We start from the raw sequence: 26777 nt of genomic DNA on the forward strand, positions 1-26777 counted from the left end.
GCGTTTATAGGCGCGAAGTTTGCCATAAACGCTGGCTTTTGGCCCCTTTTGCGAGAGCAACAGCCTATCTAATGTGGGAGCGGGCTTGCCCGCGATGAGGCCATCACATTCAACATCCATGTCGAATGATAGACCGCCATCGCGGGCAAGCCCGCTCCCACAGGATCAAGGTTCGACCTGGCTCCATTGCTTATTCAGGCGCTTGTCGGAGATCGGCACCTTGGTCCCCAGTTGCTGTGCGAACAGCGAGACCCGGTACTCCTCCAGCCACCAGCGATAAAGCTCCAGCTGCGGATCGCGTTTGCCTTCCTGGGCGTGTTTGTTGGCGCGGGTCTGGTATTGGCTCCAGAGGCCAGACAATTCTCCGCTCCAGACCCGGTCCTTCTGCACCTGAGCGCCGAGTTTCTCGAAGCGCTGCTCGACGGCCTTGAGGTAACGCGGCAGCTCCTTGAGCCACGGCATCGGCGTTTCACGCACGAACCCTGGATACACCAGATGGCTGAGCTGCTGCTTGATGTCGTTCAAGGCCACGGCTTGCGCCAGGTCGATCTTGCCCTTGAAGCGTTTTTGCAGGCCGTGCCAGTGCTTGAGAATCTCCAGGGTCAGCCTGGCCAGACGCTCGGCGTGCTCGGTCCAGGCGCCACGTTTGCGTTCGGCCAGCGACGCCAGGCCAGCGCCATCACGGGGCAACGGGTCTTCGCCGTCGAGGATGCAGCTGTCGAGACTGGCCAGCAGAATGTCTTCCACCAGGCTGTCGATGCGCCCCAATTCGCGGTACATCAGGCCCAACTCGGTCAGCCCCGGCAACTTGCCACGCAGGAACTTCGCCGGTTCCGCCAGTTGCTGCATCAGCAAGCGCTGCAAGGCCCGGCGATGCTGGAACTCGGCTTCGGCCGGCGTCGAGAAACGCCCTTCCTTGACCGTCCCGGCCTCTTCCACCAACGCCGGATACACCGTCATCGACAGCCCGGCGATCTTCTGTTGGGTTTTCTCGGCGACCGCTGCAAAGACTTTCGCCTCCACCGGCTGCTGACTTTTTGCAGTTTGCGGTACGGCTAATGCCGCTTGGCTGGCCTCGGCAAAGCGTGCGGTCAACTCGGCCAGATCGCGCCCTTCGCCAAGGAACTTGCCCTGGCCGTCGACGATTTCCAGGTTCATCCGCAAATGGCTTTCGACCTGCTGCGACGCTTCGGCCCAGGCCTCATCGCTGACCCGCGCCCCGGTCATGCGCAGCAACTCGCGGCCCAGCGCCTGGGGCAACGAGCCCTCGGCAAACGTGACGCGCTGCAACGCGGCTTTGACGAAGTCCGGCACCGGCACGAAGTTCTTGCGCAGGGCCTTGGGCAGGTTACGGACCAACGCGATGCACTTGGCCTCGATCACCCCCGGCACCAGCCATTCCAGACGCTCCGGCGGCAGCATCGGCAACAACGGTGCCGGCACGCGCAAGGTCACGCCGTCACGCGGATGGTTGGGCTCGAAGTGATAACTCAGCGCCAGTTCCAGATCGCCGATGTGCAGGGTGTCCGGGTAATGCGCGGCGGTGACTTCACTGGCTTCGCGGGCCAGCACGTCTTCTTCGCGCATGATCAGCAGCTGCGGGTCTTTCTGGCTGTTGACCCGGTACCAACTGTCGAAGGTGGCGGTCTGGTGAATCTCTGCCGGCAGTCGCGCATCGTAGAAGGCGAACAGGGTTTCTTCGTCGGCCAGAATGTCGCGACGACGGGCCTTGGCTTCCAGTTCGTCGAGCTGTTCCAGCAACTGTTGGTTGGCCGTCAGGCACTTGGCCTTGGATTGAATCTCGCCACGCACCAAGGCTTCGCGGATAAACAACTCGCGGGACACCACGGGGTCGACCGGCCCGTAATGCACTGGCCGGCGTCCGACCACGATCAGCCCGAACAGGGTGATTTGCTCGAAGACCACGACCTGCCCACGCTTCTTCTCCCAATGGGGTTCGAAGTGGTTTTTCTTGATCAGGTGCCCGGCCAGCGGCTCGATCCAGTCGGCGTCGATCTTGGCGACCATCCGCGCGTAAAGCTTGGTGGTTTCCACCAGTTCGGCGGTCATCAGCCATTGCGGACGCTTTTTACCCAACCCGGATGAAGGGTGAATCCAGAAGCGCCGCTGACGAGCGCCGAGGTAGTCGCCGTCTTCGGTTTTCTGACCGATCTGGCTGAGCAAACCCGACAGCACGGCTTTGTGCAGTTTCGGGTAATCCGCCGGCTCTTTGTTGAGGCCGAGCTGCATGTCGCGGCAGATCAGGCTCAACTGACGATGGGAGTCGCGCCACTCGCGCAGGCGCAGGTAATTGAGGAAATTCTTGCGGCACCAGTTGCGCAGCGGACTGGCCGTCAGGGCCTGGCGCTGCTCTTCGAAACTACGCCACAGATTGACCAGCCCGGCGAAGTCCGAGTCCACGTCTTTCCACTGGGCGTGGGCCTGATCCGCCGCTTGCTGACGCTCTGGCGGACGTTCGCGCGGGTCCTGAATCGACATGGCACTGGCGACAATCAGCACTTCCTGCAAGCTGCCGAGTTTGGCCGCTTCCAGCAGCATGCGACCCATGCGCGGGTCCACCGGCAGCCGCGCCAATTGACGACCGAGCGGGGTCAGCTGACTGTTGCGGTCCACCGCCGACAGTTCTTGCAGCAGGTTGAAACCGTCGCTGATGGCTTTGCCATCCGGCGGTTCGATAAACGGGAAATCAGTGATCTCGCCGAGGCGCAGATGGAGCATCTGCAAAATCACCGCCGCAAGGTTGGTACGCAGGATCTCCGGATCGGTAAATTCCGGCCGACCGATGAAATCTTCTTCGCTGTACAAGCGCACGCAAATACCCGGTTCGACCCGCCCGCAGCGACCTTTACGCTGGTTGGCGCTGGCCTGGGAAATCGCTTCGATGGGCAGGCGCTGGACCTTGGCGCGGTAGCTGTAGCGGCTGATGCGCGCGGTGCCGCTGTCGATCACGTAACGAATGCCCGGCACGGTCAACGAGGTTTCGGCGACGTTGGTGGCCAATACGACGCGGCGCCCTGGGTGCGACTGGAAAATCCGCTGCTGTTCGGCCGGCGACAGTCGTGCGTAGAGCGGCAGAATCTCGGTGTGCTTGAGCTGGGCCTTGCGCAGCATGTCTGCCGCGTCGCGAATCTCGCGCTCGCCGGGCAGGAACACCAGCACGTCGCCGGGGCTCTTGCGCTCACTGCGTTCAAACGCGGCGATTTCATCGAGGGTGGCGAGGATCGCCTGATCCACGGTCAGGTCATCCTCGACGCGGTTGCCCTCCTCGTCCTGCTCCAGGGTCAGCGGGCGATACCAGGTCTCGACCGGGAAAGTACGGCCGGAGACTTCGACAATCGGCGCATCGTCGAAGTGCTTGGAAAACCGCTCCAGGTCGATGGTGGCCGAGGTGATGATGACTTTCAGGTCCGGGCGACGCGGCAGCAGGGTTTTCAGGTAACCGAGCAAAAAGTCGATGTTCAGGCTGCGTTCGTGGGCTTCGTCGACGATGATCGTGTCGTAGCGTTCAAGGTAGCGGTCGTTCTGGGTTTCCGCCAGCAGGATGCCGTCGGTCATCAGTTTGATCAGGGTATTGGAATCGCTCTGGTCCTCGAACCGCACCTGATAGCCGACCAGCGCGCCCAACGGCGTCGCCAATTCTTCAGCGACCCGGCTCGCCACGCTGCGGGCGGCGATTCGACGAGGCTGGGTATGCCCGATCAGACCGTGCTGGCCGCGACCGATTTCCAGGCAGATCTTCGGCAACTGGGTGGTTTTACCCGACCCGGTTTCGCCGGCAATGATCAGCACCTGATGCTTTTGCAGCGCCGCTTTGATTTCATCGCGCTTGGCGGCGATCGGCAGGCTGTCGTCGTAACGAATCACCGGCAGGCTGGCACGCCGCGCCAACACCTGATCACAGGACGCCTGCGTGCGCGTCACCCACTGGGCCAGTTTGGCCTCGTCAGGTTTTTTGCGCAGCTCAAGCAACTGCCGCCGCAGCCGGTGGCGGTCGGCGAGCATGGCGTGATCGAGGTTTTTCAGCAGTTTGTCGATGGAGGGCGATTCGTCGGTCATCGGGTACGCAATTCAGTCGTCTAGTGGCGCAGAGGGCGGATTGTCGCAGATTTTACGACCGCTGCGCGGCCGATCGCGAGCAGGCTCGCTCCCACATTGGATCTATAGCGACCACAAAAACGGGGGCGCCACGATCAAATGTGGGAGCGAGCCTGCTCGCGATCGATTGCGCAGCAATCGCAGAGAACTACTCGTCGTCGAGGCCTTTGCGGCGGTACGGGAACACGTCGATCACTTTGCCGGCCCGAATTGCCTCCTGCAAACCCTTCCAGTAATCAGCGTTGTATAACTCGCCATGCAACTGATCGAACAACTTTCGTTGTCCCGAATCAGCAAACAGAAACGGCGGAAACTCCTCGGGAAACACATCCAGTGGCCCGATCGAGTACCACGGCTCGGAGGCCATTTCGTCTTCCGGCGTACGCGGTTGCGGGATGTGGCGGAAGTTGGCTTCGGTCAGGAAGCAAATTTCGTCGTAGTCATAAAACACCACGCGACCATGACGGGTAACGCCAAAATTCTTCAGCAACATGTCGCCGGGAAAGATATTCGCCGCCGCCAGCTGCTTGATCGCCAGACCGTAATCCTCCAGCGCCTCGCGCACCTGCGCCTCGTTGGCGTGTTCCAGATAAAGGTTCAACGGCGTCATCCGGCGTTCGGTCCAGCAGTGGCGGATCAGCACCGTATCGTCCTCCACCGACACCGTGGATGGCGCCACTTCAAGCAACTCCTCCAGGCATGCCGGCTCGAACTTGCTCAAGGGGAAACGGAAATCGGCGAACTCCTGGGTGTCGGCCATGCGGCCGACCCGGTCGACGCTCTTCACCAGGCGATACTTTTCGATCACCGTGGCACGGTCGACGTTTTTCGACGGTGAGAAGCGGTCCTTGATGATCTTGAACACGGTGTTGAAACCCGGCAGCGTAAACACGCTCATGACCATCCCGCGCACGCCGGGGGCCATGATGAACTGGTCGTCGGTGTTGGCCAGGTGGTTGATCAATGCCCGATAGAACTCGGACTTGCCATGCTTGTAGAAGCCGATCGAGGTGTACAGCTCGGCGATGTGCTTGCCCGGCAGGATGCGCTTGAGAAAGCCGATGAACTCCGCCGGCACCGGTACATCGACCATGAAATACGAACGGGTGAAGGAGAAGATGATCGACACCTCCGCCTCGTCGGTGATCAGCGCATCAATCTGAATGCCCCGGCCTTCGCGGTGCAGCAGCGGAATCACCAGTGGCCATTGCTCGTCCTGGGTATGAATGCGCCCCACCAGGTAGGCGCCCTTGTTGCGGTAAAGCACCGAGGAAAACAGCTCGACACTCAATTGCGGGTCCTTGCAGACCCAGTCCGGCAGGTTCTCGCGCAATTGCGCTTCGAGGCGACGCAGGTCGCCGGGCAAATTGGCGTAGTCCTCACTGAAGCGGTAGTCGGCAAAGATGCTGGTGAGCATGCCCGACAACTGCCCCTGCGGCTTGTAGATGCGGGTTTGCGCGGCCCGGGCCCGGCGCAGGCTCGGCCGCGTGGTGTGGATGAACATGCAGCCGTCGCTGATCAGGTCGTGGCTGAACAGCCCGCAGAAAATCGAGTTGTACCAGGTCTCGGACAGTTCATCGTCGAAACGCAGGTCGATCAGGCTGATGTAAGCGCTTTTGACCAGCGGCCAGTTGCTGACGTCTATCAACACATCGGTGGCGAACGACGCATGCAAGTGCCCGACCGTTTCGCCGACCTTTTCTTCGTAGAGATTGATCCGCGCTGCCGAAGCGACTTGCGTCTCCTGCCACTGGGCCTGCTCGAAGCGGGCTCGGGCGCCATCGGTGATCTGACGGAAATGCTCGCGGTAATCGTCAAAGCCATCGAGGATCATTCGGGCGATGTCGGCGGCTGGCCATTGCTGCGGCATGGTGAAACCTCGGCGGCTGTTCTTATCGTTGGAGCCTGAGCTTAGTGGGCCTGTGTTACGCAACGCAAGCCATTGCCTTGTGCCCTGACAGGGGCGACACTTGCGCGCCAATCAAGGAAGGAAAGTGCTGTGAACCCCGTCGATATCCTGCGTTTGTTGTCACTTGCCGCCATTTGGGGTGCGAGCTTTCTGTTCATGCGCATTATCGCCCCAGTGATTGGCACAATCCCCACTGCCTTTTTCCGTGTGTCGATTGCCGCTGTCGGGCTGCTGGTGATCCTTGGGCTGATGCGTATCAGCTGGGATTTCAAAGGCAAACTCAAGACTGTGATGCTGCTCGGGCTGATCAACTCAGGGATTCCAGCGACCCTCTATTCCGTGGCCGCCCAAGTGCTGCCGGCCGGTTACTCGGCGATTTTCAACGCCACCACGCCGTTGATGGGGGTGTTGATCGGCGGGTTGTTCTTCCATGAAAAGCTCACCGGGGCGAAGGTCTGTGGGGTGTTTCTCGGCCTGTTCGGCGTCGGCGTCCTCACCCGTGCAGGTCCGGTGGCGTTCGACATGGAACTGCTGATGGGCGCACTGGCGTGCCTGATGGCCACCACCTGCTACGGCTTTGCCGGGTTCCTCGCCCGCCGCTGGCTCGATCAGGCCGGCGGCCTCGACAGTCGCCTTTCGGCCCTGGGCAGCATGCTCGGCGCGACCTTGTTTTTGCTGCCGCTGTTTGGCTACAGCGTGATCAGCCAGCCACCGGCGAGCTGGGGCGGCTGGAGCGTCTGGTTGTCGTTGCTGGGGTTGGGTTTGGTATGCACAGCCTTCGCCTACATTATTTACTTCCGTTTGCTCAGCTCGATCGGCCCGGTGAAGTCGATGACCGTGACCTTCATGATCCCGCCGTTCGGCGTGTTGTGGGGGGCGCTGTTGCTGGATGAGCCGCTGTCGATGGCGCACCTCTATGGCGGGGTATTGATTGCCGCGGCGTTGTGGCTGGTGTTGAAGCCGGCGGTGGTGAAACCGGTTGAGGTGGCTGCGCGGTAGAAGGTACGGCAAGCCAAAATAAAACCTCTGATCGTCATGTTTACCGGGTGCGGTATCTAGCTATCGGCGAGGCGCTGTGTAGATAATCCGCCCACAGCGCTGGCACCACTGAACCTTTCGGGGCAGGCACGCAAACTGCGTTTCAGATCACTCCCGAGGTGAAGATGAATTCCTGGATACCCCCATCCATCCGTCACCTCAAAGGCGACCGGTTTTTGATCGGGCTGTCGTTGTGTCTGACGTTGAGCCTGAGCACCATCCTCCTGTTGCTCTGGTTGCCCGATCCAACTTCGATCCACCGTTATGCCGAACTGGCACTGATCGTCGAAACCCTGTTACTCGGCGTTCTCTGCGTTTCTACGCGGATACGTCAGAAACATTCCGGGGCCCGGTTCGAGGAACTGACCGCACAGAAAAACCAGATCAGCTTCTTGAACGCGCGCATCACCAACCTGATCAATGCCGCGACCCAGGTGGCCGTCATCACCACCGATCCGCAAGGGCGGATACAGGTGTTCAGCGAGGGCGCCCAGGCATTGTTCGGCTTCAGCCGCAAAGAAATGCTGGGGCGCAACAACGTCGAGATGCTCCATGTGCAGGAAGAGATCGATGCACGCCGTCTTGCCTGCGCCGACCCGGCGCTCCAGTCACTGACCGATAAACAACTGATCGGCCAGCTCTCCACCGATGACAACGGATCGAGCAAAGCCACGGAGTGGAGTTATCGGCGCAAGGACGGCAGCCGGTTCACCGGCGAGCTGCGCCATGCCCGGTTCACCGACACCCATAGCGGTCAGGTCGAGCACATCAGCGTGATCATCGATGTCAGCGAACGCATCGAGCTGCTCAACCGGATCAAAGAAAGCAAAGCCCTGTTGACGTTACTGACCCAACGCATTCCAAACGTGCTCTACCAGTACCACCTGCAGGGGCCTGGCGACGGTTTCTTTTCGTTTTGCAGCCGCAGCGTCGAAGACGTTTTCGAGCTCAAGGCCGAAGCGGTGGTCGGTGTCAATTTCGCCGGTAATCCACTGTTCCAGCGACTGCATCCCGAGGACCTGCCAATGATCCGGGCAGTCACCGCAAAGTCGATGGAAACCGCCGAAGGCTGGATGTGCGATTTTCGCGTGATACTGCCGGTCAAGGGCGTGCGCTGGCTGCGCGGCGAATCCTACGCCGAGCGCCAGCCGGACCAGAGCTGCGTCTGGTATGGCTCGTTCAGTGACATCACCGAGCTTAAGGACCGCGAGGAAAAACTGCGTACCCAGGCCATTACCGACGAGTTGACCGGTATCTACAACCGTCGTCATTTCATGAGTACTCTGGAGCACCTGGTGGACACCGGCAAACGTTACGCCGCCGGTTTTTCATTGATCATGCTCGACCTCGATCACTTCAAGTCCATCAATGACCGATGTGGCCATGATGTGGGTGACGCGGTGTTGAAGGAAACCTGCGCACGGATCCGCCAACGCTTGCGCGCCAGCGACGTGTTTTGCCGGATCGGTGGAGAAGAACTGGCCATCCTTTGCCCGTTCACTTCAGAGGAGAATGCCGCACAGTTGGCCAACGTGTTGTGCCAGTCCCTGGCCAGCCATGACATAGCCATCGCCGGGCGCGTCACCGCCAGTTTCGGTGTCGCCACCTGGAACACGGATATCGCCGCCGAAGAGCTGCTGCGCCGTGCCGACCAGGCCAGTTATAGCGCCAAACAGGCTGGCCGCAATCGAGTGGTCAGCGCGTGAAGCCGTGGGTATGACCAACGGCTAGCACTCATCACGGGATCAAGCCTGCTTACGGAACACAAACACCAGGCCGACGATGATCAGCCCCATGCCAAGCAGGCTCAACATCGCCAGCCGATTGCCGAAAAACAGGTAATCCATCACCGCCGTCACTGCCGGCACCAGGTAGAACAGGCTGGTGACATTCACCAGATTGCCCCGGGCGATCAGTCGATACAGCAGCAGCGTCGCCAGCACCGACACCACCAACCCCATCCACAACACCGGCACGATGAACCCTGTGCTGTGTTCGATGTGAAACGGCTGGAATGGTACGAAAATCCCGCAGAGCAGCAACCCCGCCAGGTACTGCACCGGTAGTGTGCCCAGGGGATTGTCGGTGATGCGCTTCTGCATGATCGAACCGAACGTCATGCTCGCCAGCGCCAACAGGCCGAAGAGCATTCCGGCCAAGGACATGCCAGCCAATCCGATGCCCTGATAAACCACCATGATCAACCCGGCCAAGCCCAGCGCCAGACCGAACAGCCGGCTCCAGGAACGCTGACGTTCCATCAGCACCACGGTGAGAATCGGTTGAACGCCCATGATGGTTGCCATCATCCCCGGCGTGACCTTCAGGTCGAGGGCCAGCAGATAGAAAATCTGATAAGCCCCCAGCAACACCACGCCCGTGGCCATCGCATACAACATCGGCTTGCCGCCCTTGGGCAGCTTCAGCTTGAGCAACGGCACCAGCAGCACCAACCCGCACAGAGCGATGGCGAAGCGAACCAGCAGAAAGGCAAAGGGTGACGCGTGGGCCAGGCCCCATTTGGAGAAGATCGCCCCGCTGCTCCACAGCAGAACGAACAGGCACGTGGACGCCGCCGCAAGCGCGGACTTTTTCGAAAGGACAAACATGAATACCACCTGTAGTCAGGCAAAAAGCCAACTCAGCCGAAGCTGAAATTCAGTAGTTTTTTCAGGCGGGCAAAGGGGGGAGCAGCGGAAAAAGCTGATCAGCCCGAGAAGCCAACGCCCGGCGGTGATACGACGGCGCACACCGGCGTGCTACTGACAGGTGGGGGGTAATGACTGATCTGCGCAGGCTGCTGATTCCCGCACGGCACGACGCCAGCGTTGACCGCTGAATCGACTACCGCGTTGATGAGGGAAGCAGGCATGGGCTGATCTTTCTTGATGGGTGAAACGGTGGCTCAGGAAACCACCGAGCGCCGACTATAACCAGCGCGTGACATCGATTGCAATGACTAAGCGTCTGGCACGCTCCCACAGGTTCCGCGCCTTGACTGAGCAGCATTACTTCCGGTGGGCTGATTTTGTTCCGGGATCGGCCTCAACCAAACAGCCAATACCCCAACAACGTCAACACCACCACCGCCAGCACCGGACGCAGGACGCGGTAGGCCTTGGGGTTGCGACGTTTCCATTGTTTGACCACGCCGCTGAATTTGTCGCTGAAATTTTTGCTCCAGGCATAGGCCTGGTTGATCCCGCCAACGCGTTCATCATCAAGGTTCTGCGGTGCAGTGGCACGGCCCAGCAAGCCGCTGATCCAGCGGTTGAGGCGGGTCATGAGGCGGTTGCTCAAGGGGCGTTCGATGTCGCAGAACAGGATGACCCGGGTTTGCTCGGTTTCGTTCTTGACCCAGTGCACGTAGGTTTCATCGAACATCACGTCTTCACCATCACGCCAGGCGTAGACCTGACCGTCGACAAAAATGCGGCAATCGTCGGAGTTCGGCGTCGACAGCCCCAAGTGATAACGCAGGGAGCCGGCAAACGGGTCGCGATGCGGGTTGAGGTGACTGCCGCCGGGCAGCAGCGCAAACATGGCGCCTTTGACATTCGGAATACCGCTGACCAACGCCACGGTTTTCGGGCACAAGGTTTCGGCCGACGGCAGCGGTTTGTCGTACCACTTGAGGTAGAAACGCTTCCAGCCCTTTTTGAAGAACGAACCGAAACCGGCGTCGTTGTTCTTTTCGGCGGCGCGAATGTAGCCCTCGTCGAACAGGTGCATGGCTTCGTCGCGGATAACTTCCCAGTTATCCCTGAGCACGTCCAGTTCCGGGAACTTGCTGCGGTCCAGATAGGGTTTGGACGGCACGCCAGAGAACAGGTACATCAAGGCGTTGTAAGGCGCGAACAGGGCCGAGTGGTTGACGAATTGACGCAGGACCGGCAAACGCGCCTTGCCGCGCAAGTGCACATAGAGCGTGCTGCCGAGGAACAGCAGCAACACTGACGCCTTCGCGACAAAGGAAAAGCTCATCTACGACTCCTTGAGAATAGGAAACTCCGCACAACGCCATTTACCCGACGTGGCAGTCGGCCATGATAAACACTCCCGGTCTCGGGAAACACCCGCATAATTCAACATTCAACGTTAAGGATTACGCAATAAACACTTATTAACACAAGGTTCCTGAACGGGGGCTGACCTGCATCAACCCCCTCTCTCTCCAGATCAAAAACAAGATCAAAAGATCGCAGCCTTCGGCAGCTCCTACTGCTGATTTTCCTGGTCGGTAAACAGATCGCTGAACAGCATGCTCGACAGGTAGCGTTCGCCGGAGTCAGGCAGGATCACCACGATGGTCTTGCCTTGCATTTCCGGGGTTTCGGCCAGCCGCACAGCCACCGCCATGGCGGCGCCGCAAGAGATGCCGCTCAAAATCCCTTCTTCCTGCATCAGGCGCAGGGCCATCGCCTTGGATTCGTCATCGCTGACCAACTCGACCCGATCGACCATCGACAAGTCCAGGTTCTTCGGCACAAAACCAGCACCGATGCCCTGGATCTTGTGAGGGCTCGGTTTGATCTCCTCCCCGGCGATCGCCTGGGTGATCACCGGAGACACCCGCGGCTCCACTGCCACCGAGAGAATCGGTTTGCCCTGGGTATTCTTGATATACCGCGAAACGCCGGTGATGGTTCCGCCCGTTCCGACACCCGCCACCAGCACGTCGACTGCGCCGTCGGTGTCGTTCCAGATTTCCGGACCGGTGGTTTTTTCATGGATGGCCGGGTTGGCCGGGTTTTCGAACTGCCCCGGCATGAAGTAGGTGGACGGGTCGCTGGCGAGGATTTCGGCGGCTTTCTCGATCGCGCCTTTCATGCCTTTGGCCGGCTCCGTCAGCACCAGTTCGGCGCCCAGGGCCTTGAGCACCTTGCGTCGTTCAATGCTCATGGATGCAGGCATGGTCAACATCAGCCGGTAACCACGGGCGGCGGCAACGAATGCCAGGCCAATACCGGTATTGCCCGAGGTCGGTTCGATGATGGTCATGCCGGGCTTGAGTTTACCGCTGCTTTCAGCCTCCCAGATCATGTTCGCGCCGATCCGGCACTTGACCGAATAACCGGGGTTACGTCCTTCGATCTTGGCCAGAATGGTGACACCGCGCGGGGCGATACGGTTGATCTGCACCAACGGCGTATTGCCGATGGAGTGGGCGTTGTCAGCATAGATACGGCTCATGGCTGGGTCCTTATACCGCGTTGAATTAGCCCTCCACGGTATGCCTGTTACTCGTGGTCGTCCAGTCAGTCGAACGTCCGCCTACCACCGCAGTCAATCGCTTTACACCGCCAGAGATTTACCGCCATGAAGCGTCGATACAGCTGGCCCCTGGGGACCCTCGCCGGCTTCGTTTTGCTGCTGGTTGCCCTGCACATCGCCCTGCCCTACATAGTGCGCGATTACCTCAACGAGAGACTGGCGAACATGGGCGACTACCGCGGGCAGATTACCGACGTGGACCTGGCCCTGTGGCGCGGCGCCTACAAAATCAACGGACTGAAAATCGTCAAGGTCGACGGCAAGGTCCCGGTGCCTTTCGTCAACGCGCCATTGATCGACCTCTCCGTCAGCTGGCATTCGCTCTGGTACGACCATGCCGTGGTGGCCAAGGCGCAGTTCGACAAACTCGAGGTGAACTTCGTCGATGGTGGCGCCAACAAGAAAAACTCCCAGACTGGCCAGGGCACCGACTGGCGGGCCCAGTTAGAAAAATTGCTGCCGATTACCCTGAACGAAGTGCGGATCAACGATGGCCGGGTCACCTTTCACAACTTCAATTCAAAACCGCCCGTGAACCTGAACGCTACTCAGGTGAATGCCAGCATTTACAACCTGACCAACGTAGTCGACACCAAAGGCAAACGCGATGCCCGTTTCGATGGCAAGGCGCTGTTACCGGGGAATGCACCGCTGGAAACAACGGCAACCTTCGATCCGCTGAGCAATTTCGAAGACTTCGAGTTCCGCCTGCGCGCCAGGGACCTTGAACTCAAACGCCTGAACGACTTCGCTGCGGCCTACGGCAAATTCGACTTCAATGCCGGCCATGGCGACGTGGTCATCGAGGCCAAAGCCGACAAGGGTCAACTCACCGGCTACATCAAGCCACTGTTGCGGGACGTCGAAGTGTTCAACTGGCAACAGGACGTGGAGAACAAAGACAAAGGAATTTTTCGTTCCATCTGGGAAGCACTCGTCGGCGGCACCCAGAATGTGTTGAAGAACCAGGCGAAAAACCAGTTCGCCACTCGCGTCGAACTCAGGGGCAACGTGCATCAGCAAAATATCAGCGCGTTCGAGGCGTTTTTACAGATTTTACGCAACGGCTTCATCCAGGCGTTCAATGCCCAGTACGAACGCTCCAAGCCGGATTCCGGTTAAGATTTGCGTGTGACGGTGTAACGACCGGTTTCTTCCGCCGCCCGCGCCGGGCTCAATTGTTGCTGCAAAAAGTCCCAACCCAGACACGCCAGCGCCAACGACCGCGGCACGGCTTCACGACCGCTGCTATAGCGGCTGATGCTACGAGCACTCACGCCCAACGCTTCGGCCGCCTGATTCAGCGGCAACCCAGTGCGAGCACGCCAATCGATGAAAATACGGGTGTTTTCATCTACCGCATTTTGCGCAAGGGCATCCAGATACAGCGTGTTTGCGCCAATCTGGATATCCAGTTCAGGCCACTCCACGCTCCAGCCATCGTCACCCAAGGCTGCTCCTTCAAAAGCACGGCCCTCCAGCAATAGCTGCAGCCCCGAATATGAACGCAGGTCGCGACTTAAATCGAGGCTCAGCTGCTGCCCATCAATAAAAGTCAGCGCCAGCCTGTATTCCGGCAATGCCAGCACGGCCGACAACCGTGGTCGTTTCATGGGTAACATCGTTTCCAATCCTCCAGCAACTGCACCTGATGGGCCCTGACCCACTCCAGCGCTTCCTTGATAATCAGCGGCGGCGCCTTGCCCATCATCACTTCGACGGTTTCCAGGCTGAGCATAACGTCCAGCCCGCCACCGGTCAGGTGGACATGGGGCGGCGGATGATCCTTCTCGCGCAACTGAATACGGTACGTATCGCGAAATCGATATTTAGTAGACATGCCTCGCAAGCTATCGCCAGAATGGCGATACATCAATACTGGCCAGCAGCCGAGACTGAGTCAAGATGTGACGCCCCATTCAGAGACTGAATACCCCGTCTGCGTTCACAGTCGACCGGGCAGCGCGTTATAGTCGGACATTACAACTATTGCGCCCCGCCCTGCCCCGTTCAGGTCGGCGTTACCGTTCGAGGATTAGCAGATGAAGTTCGAAGGCACCCAGGCCTACGTCGCCACCGATGACCTGAAGCTGGCGGTCAACGCCGCCATCACCCTGGAACGGCCACTGCTGGTCAAGGGCGAGCCAGGCACCGGCAAGACCATGCTCGCCGAGCAACTGGCCGAGTCCTTCGGCGCCAAGTTGATCACCTGGCACATCAAGTCCACCACCAAGGCGCATCAAGGCCTGTACGAGTACGACGCGGTCAGCCGCCTACGGGACTCGCAGCTGGGCGTGGACAAGGTTCACGACGTGCGCAACTACTTGAAAAAGGGCAAGCTCTGGGAGGCTTTCGAGTCCGAAGAGCGGGTGATTCTGCTGATCGACGAAATCGACAAGGCCGACATCGAGTTCCCCAACGACTTGCTGCAAGAACTCGACAAGATGGAGTTCTACGTTTACGAGATCGACGAGACGATCAAGGCCAAAAAACGTCCGATCATCATCATTACCTCCAACAACGAGAAAGAGCTGCCGGACGCCTTCCTGCGCCGCTGCTTCTTCCACTACATCGCCTTCCCGGATCGCATCACGATGCAGAAGATCGTCGACGTGCACTACCCGGACATCAAGAAAGACCTGGTCAGCGAAGCGCTGGATGTGTTCTTCGACGTGCGCAAGGTGCCGGGCCTGAAGAAGAAGCCCTCGACCTCCGAACTGGTGGACTGGTTGAAACTGCTGATGGCCGACAACATCGGCGAAGCAGTGCTGCGCGAACGCGATCCGACCAAGGCCATTCCACCGCTGGCAGGCGCCCTGGTGAAGAACGAACAGGACGTGCAATTGCTCGAGCGCCTGGCGTTCATGAGCCGTCGCGGCACTCGTTGATCCCTCTTTTCACAAAGTCGTAGGCGATCGCCATGCTGCTCAACCTGTTCAATGAAATGCGTGCTGCCAAGGTGCCGGTTTCGGTGCGTGAGCTGCTAGACCTGATCAACGCCCTGAAACAGCGCGTGACCTTCGCCGACATGGACGAGTTCTATTACTTGTCACGGGCGATTCTGGTGAAGGACGAACGGCATTTCGACAAGTTCGACCGGGCGTTCGCTGCCTACTTCAATGGCCTGGAAAAACTCGACGATCACCTTCAGGCGTTGATCCCCGAAGACTGGCTGCGCAAGGAGTTCGAACGCTCCCTGACCGATGAGGAGCGGGCCGCGATCCAGTCCCTCGGCGGCCTGGACAAGCTGATCGAAGAGTTCAAGAAACGCCTGGAAGAACAGAAGGAACGCCATGCCGGCGGCAACAAATGGATCGGCACCGGCGGCACCAGCCCGTTCGGTTCCGGTGGTTTCAACCCGGAAGGCATTCGGGTCGGCGATGCCGGCAAGCGTCAGGGCAAGGCAGTGAAAGTCTGGGATCAGCGCGAGTACAAGAACCTCGACGATTCGGTCGAACTGGGCACGCGCAACATCAAGGTCGCCCTGCGTCGCCTGCGTAAATTCGCCCGTCAGGGTGCGGCGGAAGAACTGGACATCGACGGCACCATCGACCACACCGCTCGCGATGCCGGGTTGCTGAACATCCAGATGCGTCCGGAGCGGCGCAACACCGTCAAGTTGTTGCTGCTGTTCGACATCGGCGGTTCGATGGACGCCCACGTGAAGATCTGCGAAGAACTGTTCTCGGCCTGCAAGACCGAGTTCAAACACCTGGAGTACTTCTACTTCCACAACTTCATTTATGAATCGGTGTGGAAGAACAACATGCGCCGCACCTCCGAGCGCACCGCCACCCAGGACCTGCTGCACAAGTACGGCGCCGACTACAAAGTGATCTTCATCGGTGACGCCGCCATGGCGCCCTATGAAATCACCCAGGCCGGCGGCAGCGTCGAGCACTGGAACGAAGAAGCCGGTTACGTGTGGATGCAGCGCTTCAAGGAAAAGTACAAGAAGCTCATCTGGATCAACCCGTACCCGAAAGACACCTGGGGCTATACCTCGTCGACCAGCATCGTGAGGGATTTGATTGATGACCAGATGTTCCCGCTGACGTTGCGGGGGTTGGAGGAAGGGATGCGGTTTTTGTCCAAATAATCTTCGTCGTCTGTTCGGCCGCTATCGCGAGCAGGCTCGCTCCCACAGTTGATCTCCAGCGAACACAGTATTTGTGTACGACCGAAATCCAATGTGGGAGCGAGCCTGCTCGCGAAGCTTTTAGCGGCGCAAAAACCGGCGCAAATACTCGACCTGTTCCCGATGCGCGACATCCTGCACCACCGGTCGCAACCGCACCTTCGCCCCCGGCAGACACTGCGCCAATCGCGCCAACGCCAACGGTGTCAACGCTCCCAGCCGCGGATACCCGCCAATGGTCTGCCGGTCATTGAGCAACACAATCGGCTGCCCATCCGGTGGTACCTGCACCGCACCCAGCGGGATGCCTTCGGAAATCATCGGTTTGCCCTGGTACTCCAGCGCCGTTCCCAGCAAGCGAATCCCCATGCGATCGGCACGGCTATCGAGGATCCAGGCGCTGTTGAACGCGTCAAACAGACTCTGCCCGCTGAATTCACCGATCTGTGCACCGAGCACCAGGTCCAGCGGTGCCGCGAGACTCAGGTCCGGTCGCAGGTCCCCCGGCAACTCCCGCAGCAGCATCACCGAGTTGCCCGAATAGCTCAACGACTGCCCCTTGGCCAACGGACGGCCCATGCCATCAAGACCGCCGAGTTCCTCGCGCACCACCGTCGCCCGGCTGCCCAGCACCTTGGGCGCATCGAATCCGCCCGGCGCCGCCAGATAGGCCCGCGCCCCGAGTAACGGCTGAGTGAATTGCAGTCGCTGGCCTTTGTGCAGCCTGAAACTGCGCCACGGCGCCAACACCTCGCCATCGATTTGCGCCCCCAGATCCGCCCCGCCCAGTGCCAGCACGCAATCCTCTTCGGCCATCAAGCTGAAACCACCGAGGGTAATCTCGATGACCGATGCATCCAGCCCATTACCCACCAGCCAATTGGCCCACGACATCGATCGCCAATCCAGCGCGCCGCCCTGGGTCACGCCCAGATGCCGCACGCCAAATCGCCCGGCATCCTGCAACAGGCACAACGGCGTACTTGCCTCAATCGTCAGTTGGCTCATGCCAGGGCCTCCATCGGCGTATCGTCACCGCCCAGGTTGATGAACTCGGCATGGCTGACCGCTTCGAAGCGCACGGTGTCGCCCGGTTGCATCAGGCTATAGCCGTCGCGCTCGCGGTCGAACAGTCTGGCCGGGGTGCGGCCGATCAGGTTCCAGCCGCCAGGAGACACCACCGGATAAGCCGCCGTCTGGCGTTCGGCGATGCCGACACTGCCGGCAGCCACTTTTTTACGTGGAGTACTCAGACGCGGTGCAGCCAACACTTCTTCCACCAACCCCATGAAGGCGAACCCCGGCGCGAAACCCAACGCGAACACCTGATACTCGCGTTCGCTGTGGCAACGAATCACCTCTTCCACCGTTAACCCGCTGCGCTGAGATAGCAAAGTCAGTTCCGGGCCGACGCTCAGGTCATACCAGACCGGCAGCACATGGCATTTACCTCTGGCCCGAGCGTTGGGCGACAGATCGATCAAGGCGTTAGTGATCAATTCCCGCGCCTGGCCCGGATTCAGTGCCATCAGATCGTAATGCACCATCAACGTCGTGTAGGACGGCACCAGATCGATCAAATGGCGGGCGAACGCTTCTCGCAGACGCTCGCTGGCCGCGAGCATCCACGGCATATTGGCCTCGCTGATGTCATCGAACAGGCGCACCATCAGGCAATCCAGCGCCACCACTTCTACCCGTGGCTTCATGATGCGCTCTGCTGATTCAAGGCTTCGCGAATGCGTCGCACGGCGGCCACCGAACTGGCGTTGTCGCCGTGTACGCACAAGGTATTGGCTTGCAGGTGCAAGGCACTGCCGTCGCTGGCCGTGAGGTTGTCACCGCGGGCAATGATCAGCGCCTGTTCGATGATTTTCTCTGGATCGTGATGCACGGCTCCCGGCAGTTGCCGCGAGACCAGCATGCCTGCGCTGTCGTAAGCGCGATCGGCGAAAGCTTCAAACCACAACGTCACGCCATATTCATCGCCCAGTTGCTGCGCGGCACTGTTGTCGCGGGTCGCCATCAGCATCAGCGGCAGCGTCCGGTCGTAGGCCGCCACGCCCTGAATCACCGCGCGCAATTGCGCCGGGTTGGCCATCATGTCGTTGTACATCGCGCCGTGGGGTTTGACGTAACTCACCCGCCCGCCCTGAGCCCGGCAAATGCCGTCGAGGGCACCGATCTGGTAATGCAACAGGTCCTGCAATTCCTGGGCGGTGTAAGCCATGGATCGACGACCGAACCCCACCAGATCCTGATAGGCCGGGTGCGCGCCAATCTGCACGCCATGGCTCAGGGCCAAGCTGACGGTCTTGCGCATGATGCTCGGGTCGCCGGCGTGGAAGCCGCAGGCGATGTTGGCGCAGTCGATGAAGGGCATGACCTCGGCGTCCAGACCCATGGTCCAGTTGCCGAAACTCTCGCCGATGTCGCAGTTCAATAGCAGGCGGTTCACGGTGAACGCTCCTGTAGGCTTTTGTCTTTTTAACTGAAGGACTTATGCCCCACAGATTATCAGTTACCGGATATCCGGTTATTGAGCATCAAGTTGTTTGCCGCGGGTTTCCGGCAGACTCAACGCCGCCAGGATCACCACCCCGTAGGACACCGCCGCGAAGGCCCCGATTCCCACGCTCAGTGGCACCTTCTGGCTGAGCAAGCCGATCAGCAACGGAAACAACGCCGCCAGTGCCCGACCGATGTTGTAGCAAAAACCCTGGCCCGAACCGCGAATCCGCGTTGGAAACAGCTCGGTCAAAAACGCGCCCATGCCGCTGAAGATCCCCGAAGCAAAGAAGCCCAAAGGAAAGCCGAGCCAGAGCATCACACCGTTGCTGACCGGTAATTGGGTGTACAGCAGAACAATGGTGAACGAGCCAACGGCAAACAGAATGAAGTTCTTTTTACGACCGAGGATGTCAGTCAAATACGCGCTGATCACGTATCCAATGTAGGACCCGATGATCACCATGGCCAGATAACCGCCCGTGCCGAGTACGCTCAAGCCCCGTTCATTCTTCAGAAAAGTCGGCAACCAGGAGGTGATCGCGTAATAACCGCCGAGGGCACCGGTGGTCAGGATCGACGCGCGAATCGTGGTGAAAAGGATGCCAGGGGCGAAAATCTCATAGAACTTGGCGGGGTTGCCTGGCTCCTGTTTGGCTTTGGCTTCGCGGTAGATTTCCGGGTCCTTGACCAGGCGGCGGACGAAGATCACGAAAATCGCCGGCACGATGCCAAGGATGAACAATGCCCGCCAGGCGTCTTCCGGCGGCAACACCGAGAACAGCAGCGCATACAGAATCGCTGTCAGCCCCCAACCCAACGCCCAACCCGATTGCACCATGCCGACGGCTTTGCCACGGTCCTTGGCGCGAATCACTTCGCCCATCAGCACCGCGCCTGCGGTCCATTCACCGCCGAAACCGAAGCCCATCAACGTGCGGCTGATCAACAGTTGTTCATAGTTCTGGGCGAAGCCGCAGAGGAAAGTGAAGAAGGCGAACCACAGCACCGTCAGTTGCAGGGTACGCACCCGGCCGATGCGGTCGGAGAGAATCCCCGCCACCCAACCACCGATGGCCGAGGCGATCAGGGTGCTGGTATGAATCAGCCCGGCTTGCCCAGTGGTAATGCCCCACATGGCAATCAGGGTCGGCACCACGAAGCTGAGCATCTGGGTGTCCATGCCGTCCAGGCCATAGCCGATCTTGCAGCTCCAGAACGTGCGACGTTCCTGCTTGTTGATGTTGTGGTACCAATCGAAGGGTCCCGGGCGAGTCGTAGCCTTAGGGGTATCGAGGGTGTCGGGCGCACTCATGGCAAAATCTCCGTGCATATTTTATTGGTATTGTTCTGAGCCCCGACGACGCCTATCGTGGGAACCGGATGGCCTGATTTTTGGACGCCTTGCCCTGCTACGTCCAACTAATAAAAACCCGCCCTAGACATAAGAAAACCTTATCCGACGGGCTGAGTCCCACGAGCAGACCCCATGAACCTGAAGTTTCTCGAGACCTTTGTCTGGGTCGCCCGACTCAAGAGTTTTCGCCTGACGGCAGACAAGCTCTTCACCACCCAGGCGTCGATTTCCAGCCGTATCGCCGTGCTCGAAGGCGAGCTGGGGGTGAAGCTGTTTCTGCGCGATTCTCGCGGCGTGAGCCTGACCCCCGAAGGCTTGAAAGTGCTCGAATATGCCGAGCAGATGATGGACACGATGCAGGCGCTCAAGCAGTCGATCGAGACGCGATCGAGCAAGGTCGGGCGGGTCCGGATCGGCGTCATGGACACCGTGATCCACACCTGGCTCAGCCCGTTGGTGGCGCAGATGATGGATCACTACCCGCTGGTGGAAATCGAGCTGGTGGCCGATACCGCGCTCAACCTCTGCGATCAGCTGCAAAAAGGCTTTCTCGATCTGATCCTGCAAACCGACCTGCTGCGTCAGGAAAGCGTGCGCAGCCTGGAGCTGGCCAGTCATCCGATGGGCTGGATCGTGGCTAGCAATTCCATCTACAACCGCGAGTATTCAGGTGTCGCCGACCTGGCGCGGGAGCGGATCATCACCTATTCGAAAAACTCCCGTCCGCACCAGGACATCTTGAGCCTGATGCAGGCCAACGGGGTCATGGCGCCACGCCTCAATTGCGTGAATTCAGTGTCGGCGATTACCCGTTTGCTGCGGGACGGTTTCGGCATTGGCGCGCTGCCACCGGTGCTGGTGGCCGAGGAACTGGCGCGGGGGGAACTGACCTTGCTGGCCATCGATCAGCGGCCACCGAATTTGCAGGTGGTGGTGTCGTGGCGGGTAGGTGTGGAGTGGGTCGAAGAAATCGTGGCGTTGTGTCAGCAAGTCGTGGAGCACTACGCGCAGAAAGTGGGCGAACACTACATCGTCTTGAGCAAACCACAGGCCAGAATTTGAAGGAAGTTTCTCAAAGTGTAAATATGAACCACTATCATTTGCATTAATTTTTCAAGGAGGTATTCTCTGCGCGCTTTCAGCTAATCAATTGTCCAGAAGGAGTCGGACCTGATGCGCGGCTACACACAAAAACAGCAGCAATTGCTCGCTCACTGGAGCGAAGCTCTTGGCACTCAGGCTTTCCAGTCCCACCGCATCACACTCGATCATTTGAGCAATGCGCTGGAGCCCGCCGCCCAGCGCTGTTTCCAACGCCTGATCCAGGCGCTGTTTCGTGAAGATCTGATCAACCCCGACGCCTGCGAATACGACGACACCAACCGTTGCTGGCTGCCACTTGGCGATGGTGTGCATCTTTGCTTCGAGCACTTGTCCGGCGCAAGAATGAACAGCTGGGACGTACGCGGCAGCATCGTCCTGCACACCCCCGACAAACTGCCCCATAAAATCCAGTTACCCAGCGAACTGCTCGCTCACCTCAGCACTCAGCTCAACCCGCCAGCCTCCCCGCAGGTACTGGAACGTCTGGCCCGGGAGCTGGATGACAGCTTCAGCAACGACACCCTGTGCCTGGCGTTTCACCATGGATGGACCGAGCGCCTGAGAGAGCAAATCGACACCGAGTACGACGACAATCTGCTCGCGTGGCTCAAAACCGGCCCCAATCACCAGAACCCGACGTCATTGCTCGAACAATGGGGCACGCTTGGCCATCCGTGGCACCCGAACTACAAGACCAAACTGGGCTTGAGCGCCGCTCAGGTCATCGCTTTCTCGCCAGAATTCGAAGCGAGTTTTCCGATCGTTCTGTGCGCCCTGCACCGCCAGTACGCACACGTCGAAGCGCTGGCCGGCACCACCGATTACTGGGACTGGTGGCGAGGTCACTTCCCACAGGCAGCCGAGCAACTGCAACGCCATCTGCAGCAGCTGGGTCTGGAAGTCACGGACTACCTCCCGCTTCCGTCGCACCCATGGCAAGCCCATGAAGAGCTGCCACATTCGTTCGCCAACGAGATCGCCGACAACCTGCTGATCGTCACTGACATCGTGGCGTTTACCGGCCACCCGACCATGTCCTTCCGCACGGTCCTGCCGGAGGCCAGCCGCACGGCACCGATGGTCAAACTGCCGGTGGCTCTGCGACTGACCAGCGTGCAGCGCACCGTGTCGCCGCGCTCCGCCCGGATGGGTCCGCGCATCAGCCAACTGGTATTGGATATTCTCGATCAGGAACCGCAGATTCAGCGTCTGCTGAACATCGTTCCAGAGCGCATCGGCGTGCACTACGCACCACTGCCGACCGATGACGAGCGCTCCCGGCATGCTGCCGTACTGTATCGCGACAACCCGCTTACCCTCCTGCAAGAAGGCGAGTTGGCGGTGCCGGTCGGCAGCCTGTTCGCCGTCAACGAATTCGACCAACCGTTGCTGCGTGATTGGGTAAGACTGGCTCAGGGCAGTGACGACAGCGAGGCCATGCGGAGGTTCTTCGATGATTACCTGTCGATTGCCGTACCGAGTCTGCTGGGCATTTACTTGATGTATGGCGTGGCGTTCGAAGCGCATCAGCAAAACAGTTTCATGGTGATGGGTGCTGACGGGCAGTTGAATCGGTTGCTATTGCGTGATTTTGGCGACGTTCGTATCGATCGCAAAACCCTGCACGCCAAGGGCCTGGATATCCAGTTGCACGATCCGAAAATGACCCTGTATGACGATTCCGGCTTTGTCCGCGACAAACTCCTGCACACCACCTTCATGTGCCACCTCGGTGAGCTGACGCTGCTCTGTGCCCGCCACTGGAATGTGCCGGACAGTGTCCTTTGGGAGCGATTGGCATCGCACGTTGCACAGTGCTTCGAGACCTTGCGCGAGCGTGTTGAACCGGCACGTTGGGAAAGCGAGCACCAGGCCTTGCTGGAACAGGATTGGCCCGCCAAATCGTTCATGCGCATGCGCTTGCTCGACAGTCATGCCGACATCGTCGGACGCCTGAGCAACCCGCTGCGACCCAACACCCATGCTCGCTGACGGTCGCGCCTTGCGACTGCTGATCGTCATCCAGTTTGTCTCCATGGGCGCAATGGAAATGAGCGGCCCGTTCTGGCCCTTGCAGATCCAGCATCTGCTCGGGCCGGAGGGCGCCAGCTACACCGCGCTGTTATCGGCGATGGTCTATGCCGGTCCGATGCTGGCGGCCATGCTCCTGACGCCCATGTGGGGCCGGTTGGGCGATCGCACCGGACACAAACCGATGATTGTTCGGGCGTTGCTGGCACTCGCGCTGTGCCAAGGGTTGGCGGCAATCACCCTCGACCCGTGGCTGCTGGTGGGTATTCGCGTGATGCAAGGCGCATTGGCCGGTTTTCTCGCTGCCGCGCAAGCCTATGCCTTGGCCTGCTGCGACAGTTCCAGGCGTGGTCACACCCTGGCCCGCCTGCAATCGGCCACTGCCGTCGGCTCGTTGATCGGCCCGGTGCTGGGTGGCTGGCTGATGGACGTCTCGGGGTTTGCCTTGCTGTGTTATGGCGCGACGGTGATCTGCCTGCTGTGCGCACTGGGAAGTTTTTTCCTGCCGGCCGACAAGGCGCGAACCTCGAAGAAAAAACCTGTCGAGCCGGTTGCTCTGCCCAAAGGCTGGCTCGGTGGAATCCTGTTGGTGATCGTGTTGATTCAGGCCGCGAAGATGATGCCGCAGTCGTTCTACGCCCTATACGTCGCGAACATTCTGCATGCCCCAAGCTGGCTGATCGGTGCCACCTACGCGGCGAGCGCCGCGACCCTGGCCATTTCCGCACCACTATGGGGACGCCTGTTCGACCGCTGGCAGCCGGCCTACACCTTGCGCGTCATCGAAGGCGTGGCCTGGCTGTGCGCCCTGACACTGGCGGCCACGGCATTGGCCAACGAATGGCTGGGGTTTCTCGTCAGCCGACTCGTCTGGGGGATCTGGCAAGGCGCCCTGCTGCCCGTCGCCTATGCCCTGATCGCCAACACCATTTCCATCACCCAGCAGGGCTTCGCGCTGGGCCTGGGCAACAGCGCGGCAAAAGCTGGTGCTCTGCTCGGTGTCGTCCTTGGCGGGATCGGCATGGGCCTGGTCGGCCTGGTTCACAGTTTCTGGCTGGTGGCGCTGACCTACGCCCTGGCCGCCATCGGGATCCGCTGGGTGCGGTCGTTCAACACCGCGCCTGACCGTTCGACCTTATCGCCCCACACTTATCACAACTAAAAAAGACCACGTCATGACCCGAACCAAACTCTCCTTGCTGATCCCGCTGCTCGGTACCTTCAGCGCCCAGACCTGGGCCGAGGATACCGAGCAGCAGCCCGGCACCTTGAACATGCAAGCCACCGTCGTCTCCGCCACTCGCAGCGAGGCGAGCATCGCCTCGATTCCGGGCTCGGTCCAGGTCATCGACGAACAGCAGATCCGTGAGCAGAGCGGCGCGGGTCGCCGGGTCTCCGACATCCTCGGGCAATTGGTCCCCGGCATTGCACCGTCCAGCGGCGGGATGAGCAACTTCGGCCAGACCCTGCGCGGGCGCAACATGCTGGTGTTGATCGACGGCGTCTCGCAGAACGCCACGCGCGATAACTACCGCCAGCTCAACAGCATCGCCCCGGCCAGCATCGAACGCATCGAAGTAATCTCCGGCGCCAGCAGCATCTACGGTGCCGGTGCTTCGGGCGGCATCATCAACATCATCACCAAGCGCAATCAGGGCCAGGACATTGCCTACAGCAGCAAACTGGGCCTGACCAGCGGCAACAACCTCAACCGCAAAGGCTTCGCCTACGAAGCCTTTCAGAGTGCGACCGGGCGCAAGGATGCCTTGGACTGGTATGTGTCCGCCGACCTGACCCAGCGTAACGATCAGTACGATGGCAACGGCAACCGCATCCCTCAGGACACCTCCCAGGGCAGCAACATGGATACCGAAACCTATGACCTGCAAGGTCGTTTCGGTTACGAACTGGATGCCGACAAAAAACTCAGCCTGTCGCTGCAGGACTACAAGGACCAGCAGGACACTGGCTACACCAAAGACCCGAAAAACCTGCAGCAAGCCGTGGCAGTCAAAGGGCTGCAACTCGACGACCAACCCTATACCCATAACCAGGCGGCCAACCTCAACTACACCGACAAGGACTTCTACGGTCATGGCCTGCAACTGGAAAGCTACTGGCGCCGCGCCGATGCGCTGTTCTTTCCGGACCTGTCGCGAGGCAGGGCCGGGATCTCCGACAACAACAGCGTGCAGGATGTCTACGGTCTGCGCGCGGCCATCGACACGCCGCTGCCGGCGATCGGGAGTGCCACGGGTAATCTGGTCTGGGGCGCCGACTATGATAATGAGCGCTCCCGCCAACGGGGTGATCAATACACGCTCAATGGCCTGAACTACACCAAGACCGGCACCACTTACGAGCTGGGCCCGGACATCGAAACCACCACCAAGTCGCTGTTCGGGCAGATGTCCTGGGACATCGGTGACTGGACCTTGCGTGGCGGTGTACGCCGTGAATGGATCGAAAGCGACGTCTCCGACAGCATCGCTTATGGGCAGATCGTCCAGACAGGCATACGCGCAACGCTGCCCGGCGACACTCTGAAATACGATGCCACGCTGTACAACCTGGGGGCGGTCTACCACCTGAGTGAAAACCAGGACGTCTTCGCCAATTACAGCCAGGGGTTTTCGCTACCGGATATCCAGCGCTTCATGCGTGACGTCAGCAGCACCTTCGACATCCAGAGTCTCAATGCCCAGGCCATCAAGGTCGACAGTTACGAGCTGGGCTGGCGTGGTAACTGGGATCAGTGGCAGGCCGACGTCACCGTGTACGAAAACACCTCGGACGTGACCCAGTTCTACGATGCCAATGATCGCGTATTGCGCCTGATCAACCAGAAAGAGCGGGTTCGCGGTATCGAAAACAGCCTGACCTACCGCGCGACCGATCGCTGGTCGGTGGGTGGCACTTATGCCTGGGCCAAAGGCGAGACCGAGCAGAACGGCAAATGGATCGATCTGCCGGCTACGCGCATCTCACCGGCCAAGACCACACTGTTCGTCGGCTACACCGAAGACGACTACACCTTGCGCCTGCAAGGCATGCATTTGTCCAGTTACGACGCTGCCGCCAAGGACAACAACGGACGCGAGATCGACGGCTATACACTGGTGGATCTGCTTGGCTCGGTGCAACTGCCGGTCGGTCGTCTTGAGGGCGGCGTGTACAACCTGACCAACCGCACCTACCAGAACCTGTTCACCCAGGCCAACGCCAGAGCGCCATACGCCAACGCCGAAGGTCGTACGTTGAGCATGAGCTACTCGGTCGACTGGTAAAAACAGGAGCCGGCT

At 59.9% G+C, this 26777-nt stretch carries 21 protein-coding genes; 9 read left to right on the top strand and 12 right to left on the bottom strand.

The genetic code is table 11. The features are described from left to right. Positions 1 to 165: 165 nt before the first annotated feature. The gene (gene hrpA / locus QMK51_RS21080; protein WP_320391596.1) at positions 166 to 4077 is read right to left on the bottom strand and encodes an ATP-dependent RNA helicase HrpA; all 3912 of its coding nucleotides are present in this window, start codon (positions 4075 to 4077) and stop codon (positions 166 to 168) included. A 187-nt stretch (positions 4078 to 4264) separates the two neighbouring features. After that, positions 4265 to 5986 carry a bifunctional isocitrate dehydrogenase kinase/phosphatase gene (gene aceK / locus QMK51_RS21085; RefSeq protein ID WP_320391597.1) on the bottom strand — a complete coding sequence of 574 codons (1722 nt, stop codon included), beginning with the start codon at positions 5984 to 5986 and terminating at the stop codon, positions 4265 to 4267. A gap of 129 nt (positions 5987 to 6115) precedes the next feature. On the opposite strand from aceK, the gene QMK51_RS21090 reads away from it, so the two are divergent. Continuing rightward, positions 6116 to 7024 carry a DMT family transporter gene (locus QMK51_RS21090; protein WP_258697066.1) on the top strand — a complete coding sequence of 303 codons (909 nt, stop codon included), beginning with the start codon at positions 6116 to 6118 and terminating at the stop codon, positions 7022 to 7024. Between the two features lie 164 nt (positions 7025 to 7188). Further along, on the top strand, positions 7189 to 8769 hold the full coding sequence (locus tag QMK51_RS21095) for a diguanylate cyclase (RefSeq protein WP_320391598.1): 1581 nt from the start codon (positions 7189 to 7191) through the stop codon (positions 8767 to 8769). A 39-nt stretch (positions 8770 to 8808) separates the two neighbouring features. Here the strand turns inward: QMK51_RS21095 and QMK51_RS21100 are convergent, their stop codons facing one another. The 4 genes from QMK51_RS21100 to cysK all read right to left on the bottom strand — a co-directional run bounded on the left by QMK51_RS21100 (position 8809) and on the right by cysK (position 12256). Beyond that, positions 8809 to 9672: a DMT family transporter gene (locus tag QMK51_RS21100; RefSeq protein ID WP_320391599.1), complete on the bottom strand. Its 864-nt coding sequence runs from the start codon at positions 9670 to 9672 to the stop codon at positions 8809 to 8811. A gap of 98 nt (positions 9673 to 9770) precedes the next feature. Continuing rightward, a complete protein-coding gene (locus QMK51_RS21105; protein ID WP_165353262.1) occupies positions 9771 to 9935 on the bottom strand; it encodes a hypothetical protein in 165 nt (54 codons plus the stop codon). Positions 9936 to 10108: 173 nt separating this feature from the next. Further along, positions 10109 to 11047, bottom strand: a complete 939-nt coding sequence (locus QMK51_RS21110; protein ID WP_320391603.1) for an aspartyl/asparaginyl beta-hydroxylase domain-containing protein — start codon at positions 11045 to 11047, stop codon at positions 10109 to 10111. A 234-nt stretch (positions 11048 to 11281) separates the two neighbouring features. Further along, positions 11282 to 12256, bottom strand: coding sequence for a cysteine synthase A (gene cysK, locus QMK51_RS21115; RefSeq protein WP_258697071.1), 975 nt, complete (start codon positions 12254 to 12256; stop codon positions 11282 to 11284). Positions 12257 to 12382: 126 nt separating this feature from the next. Here cysK and QMK51_RS21120 point away from each other — a divergent pair, with 126 nt between their 5' ends. Further along, positions 12383 to 13459, top strand: a complete 1077-nt coding sequence (locus tag QMK51_RS21120) for a DUF748 domain-containing protein (protein ID WP_320391606.1) — start codon at positions 12383 to 12385, stop codon at positions 13457 to 13459. Here the strand turns inward: QMK51_RS21120 and QMK51_RS21125 are convergent. Together QMK51_RS21125 and QMK51_RS21130 are read right to left on the bottom strand one after the other, a co-directional pair. Beyond that, the gene (locus QMK51_RS21125; RefSeq protein ID WP_320391607.1) at positions 13456 to 13959 is read right to left on the bottom strand and encodes a DUF2442 domain-containing protein; all 504 of its coding nucleotides are present in this window, start codon (positions 13957 to 13959) and stop codon (positions 13456 to 13458) included. The genes QMK51_RS21120 and QMK51_RS21125 overlap by 4 nt on opposite strands. After that, positions 13947 to 14177 carry a DUF4160 domain-containing protein gene (locus QMK51_RS21130; protein ID WP_116262268.1) on the bottom strand — a complete coding sequence of 77 codons (231 nt, stop codon included), beginning with the start codon at positions 14175 to 14177 and terminating at the stop codon, positions 13947 to 13949. The genes QMK51_RS21125 and QMK51_RS21130 overlap by 13 nt, the downstream gene beginning before the upstream one ends. A 202-nt stretch (positions 14178 to 14379) precedes the next feature. On the opposite strand from QMK51_RS21130, the gene QMK51_RS21135 reads away from it, so the two are divergent. Both QMK51_RS21135 and QMK51_RS21140 read left to right on the top strand, forming a co-directional pair. Next, positions 14380 to 15225 carry an AAA family ATPase gene (locus QMK51_RS21135; protein ID WP_258697075.1) on the top strand — a complete coding sequence of 282 codons (846 nt, stop codon included), beginning with the start codon at positions 14380 to 14382 and terminating at the stop codon, positions 15223 to 15225. Between the two features lie 32 nt (positions 15226 to 15257). Further along, complete coding sequence (locus QMK51_RS21140; protein WP_258697076.1) at positions 15258 to 16436, top strand: vWA domain-containing protein; 1179 nt, start codon at positions 15258 to 15260, stop codon at positions 16434 to 16436. Between the two features lie 120 nt (positions 16437 to 16556). Here the strand turns inward: QMK51_RS21140 and QMK51_RS21145 are convergent, their stop codons facing one another. The 4 genes from QMK51_RS21145 to QMK51_RS21160 form a co-directional block, all read right to left on the bottom strand. Continuing rightward, complete coding sequence (locus QMK51_RS21145) at positions 16557 to 17483, bottom strand: biotin-dependent carboxyltransferase family protein (RefSeq protein WP_320391612.1); 927 nt, start codon at positions 17481 to 17483, stop codon at positions 16557 to 16559. After that, positions 17480 to 18184 carry a 5-oxoprolinase subunit PxpB gene (pxpB, locus tag QMK51_RS21150; protein WP_258697078.1) on the bottom strand — a complete coding sequence of 235 codons (705 nt, stop codon included), beginning with the start codon at positions 18182 to 18184 and terminating at the stop codon, positions 17480 to 17482. Before pxpB ends, QMK51_RS21145 begins: the two co-directional genes overlap by 4 nt. After that, complete coding sequence (locus tag QMK51_RS21155) at positions 18181 to 18933, bottom strand: 5-oxoprolinase subunit PxpA (RefSeq protein WP_320391615.1); 753 nt, start codon at positions 18931 to 18933, stop codon at positions 18181 to 18183. Before QMK51_RS21155 ends, pxpB begins: the two co-directional genes overlap by 4 nt. 78 nt (positions 18934 to 19011) lie before the next feature. Continuing rightward, entirely contained in the window at positions 19012 to 20298 is a 1287-nt protein-coding gene (locus QMK51_RS21160; RefSeq protein ID WP_320391617.1) for an MFS transporter, read from the bottom strand. A gap of 174 nt (positions 20299 to 20472) precedes the next feature. On the opposite strand from QMK51_RS21160, the gene QMK51_RS21165 reads away from it, so the two are divergent. From QMK51_RS21165 to QMK51_RS21180, 4 genes are all read left to right on the top strand, one after another. Beyond that, positions 20473 to 21402 carry a LysR family transcriptional regulator gene (locus tag QMK51_RS21165; protein ID WP_258697081.1) on the top strand — a complete coding sequence of 310 codons (930 nt, stop codon included), beginning with the start codon at positions 20473 to 20475 and terminating at the stop codon, positions 21400 to 21402. A 111-nt stretch (positions 21403 to 21513) separates the two neighbouring features. After that, positions 21514 to 23436, top strand: a complete 1923-nt coding sequence (locus QMK51_RS21170) for an IucA/IucC family protein (protein ID WP_320391619.1) — start codon at positions 21514 to 21516, stop codon at positions 23434 to 23436. After that, positions 23426 to 24637 (top strand): MFS transporter, encoded by a 1212-nt coding sequence (locus QMK51_RS21175; RefSeq protein WP_320391621.1) that lies wholly within the window; start codon positions 23426 to 23428, stop codon positions 24635 to 24637. Before QMK51_RS21170 ends, QMK51_RS21175 begins: the two co-directional genes overlap by 11 nt. 13 nt (positions 24638 to 24650) lie before the next feature. After that, entirely contained in the window at positions 24651 to 26762 is a 2112-nt protein-coding gene (locus tag QMK51_RS21180) for a TonB-dependent receptor (protein WP_320391623.1), read from the top strand. Positions 26763 to 26777 lie beyond the last annotated feature (15 nt).

The sequence above is a fragment of the Pseudomonas sp. P9_31 genome (assembly GCF_034008235.1).
Lineage (GTDB): Bacteria > Pseudomonadota > Gammaproteobacteria > Pseudomonadales > Pseudomonadaceae > Aquipseudomonas.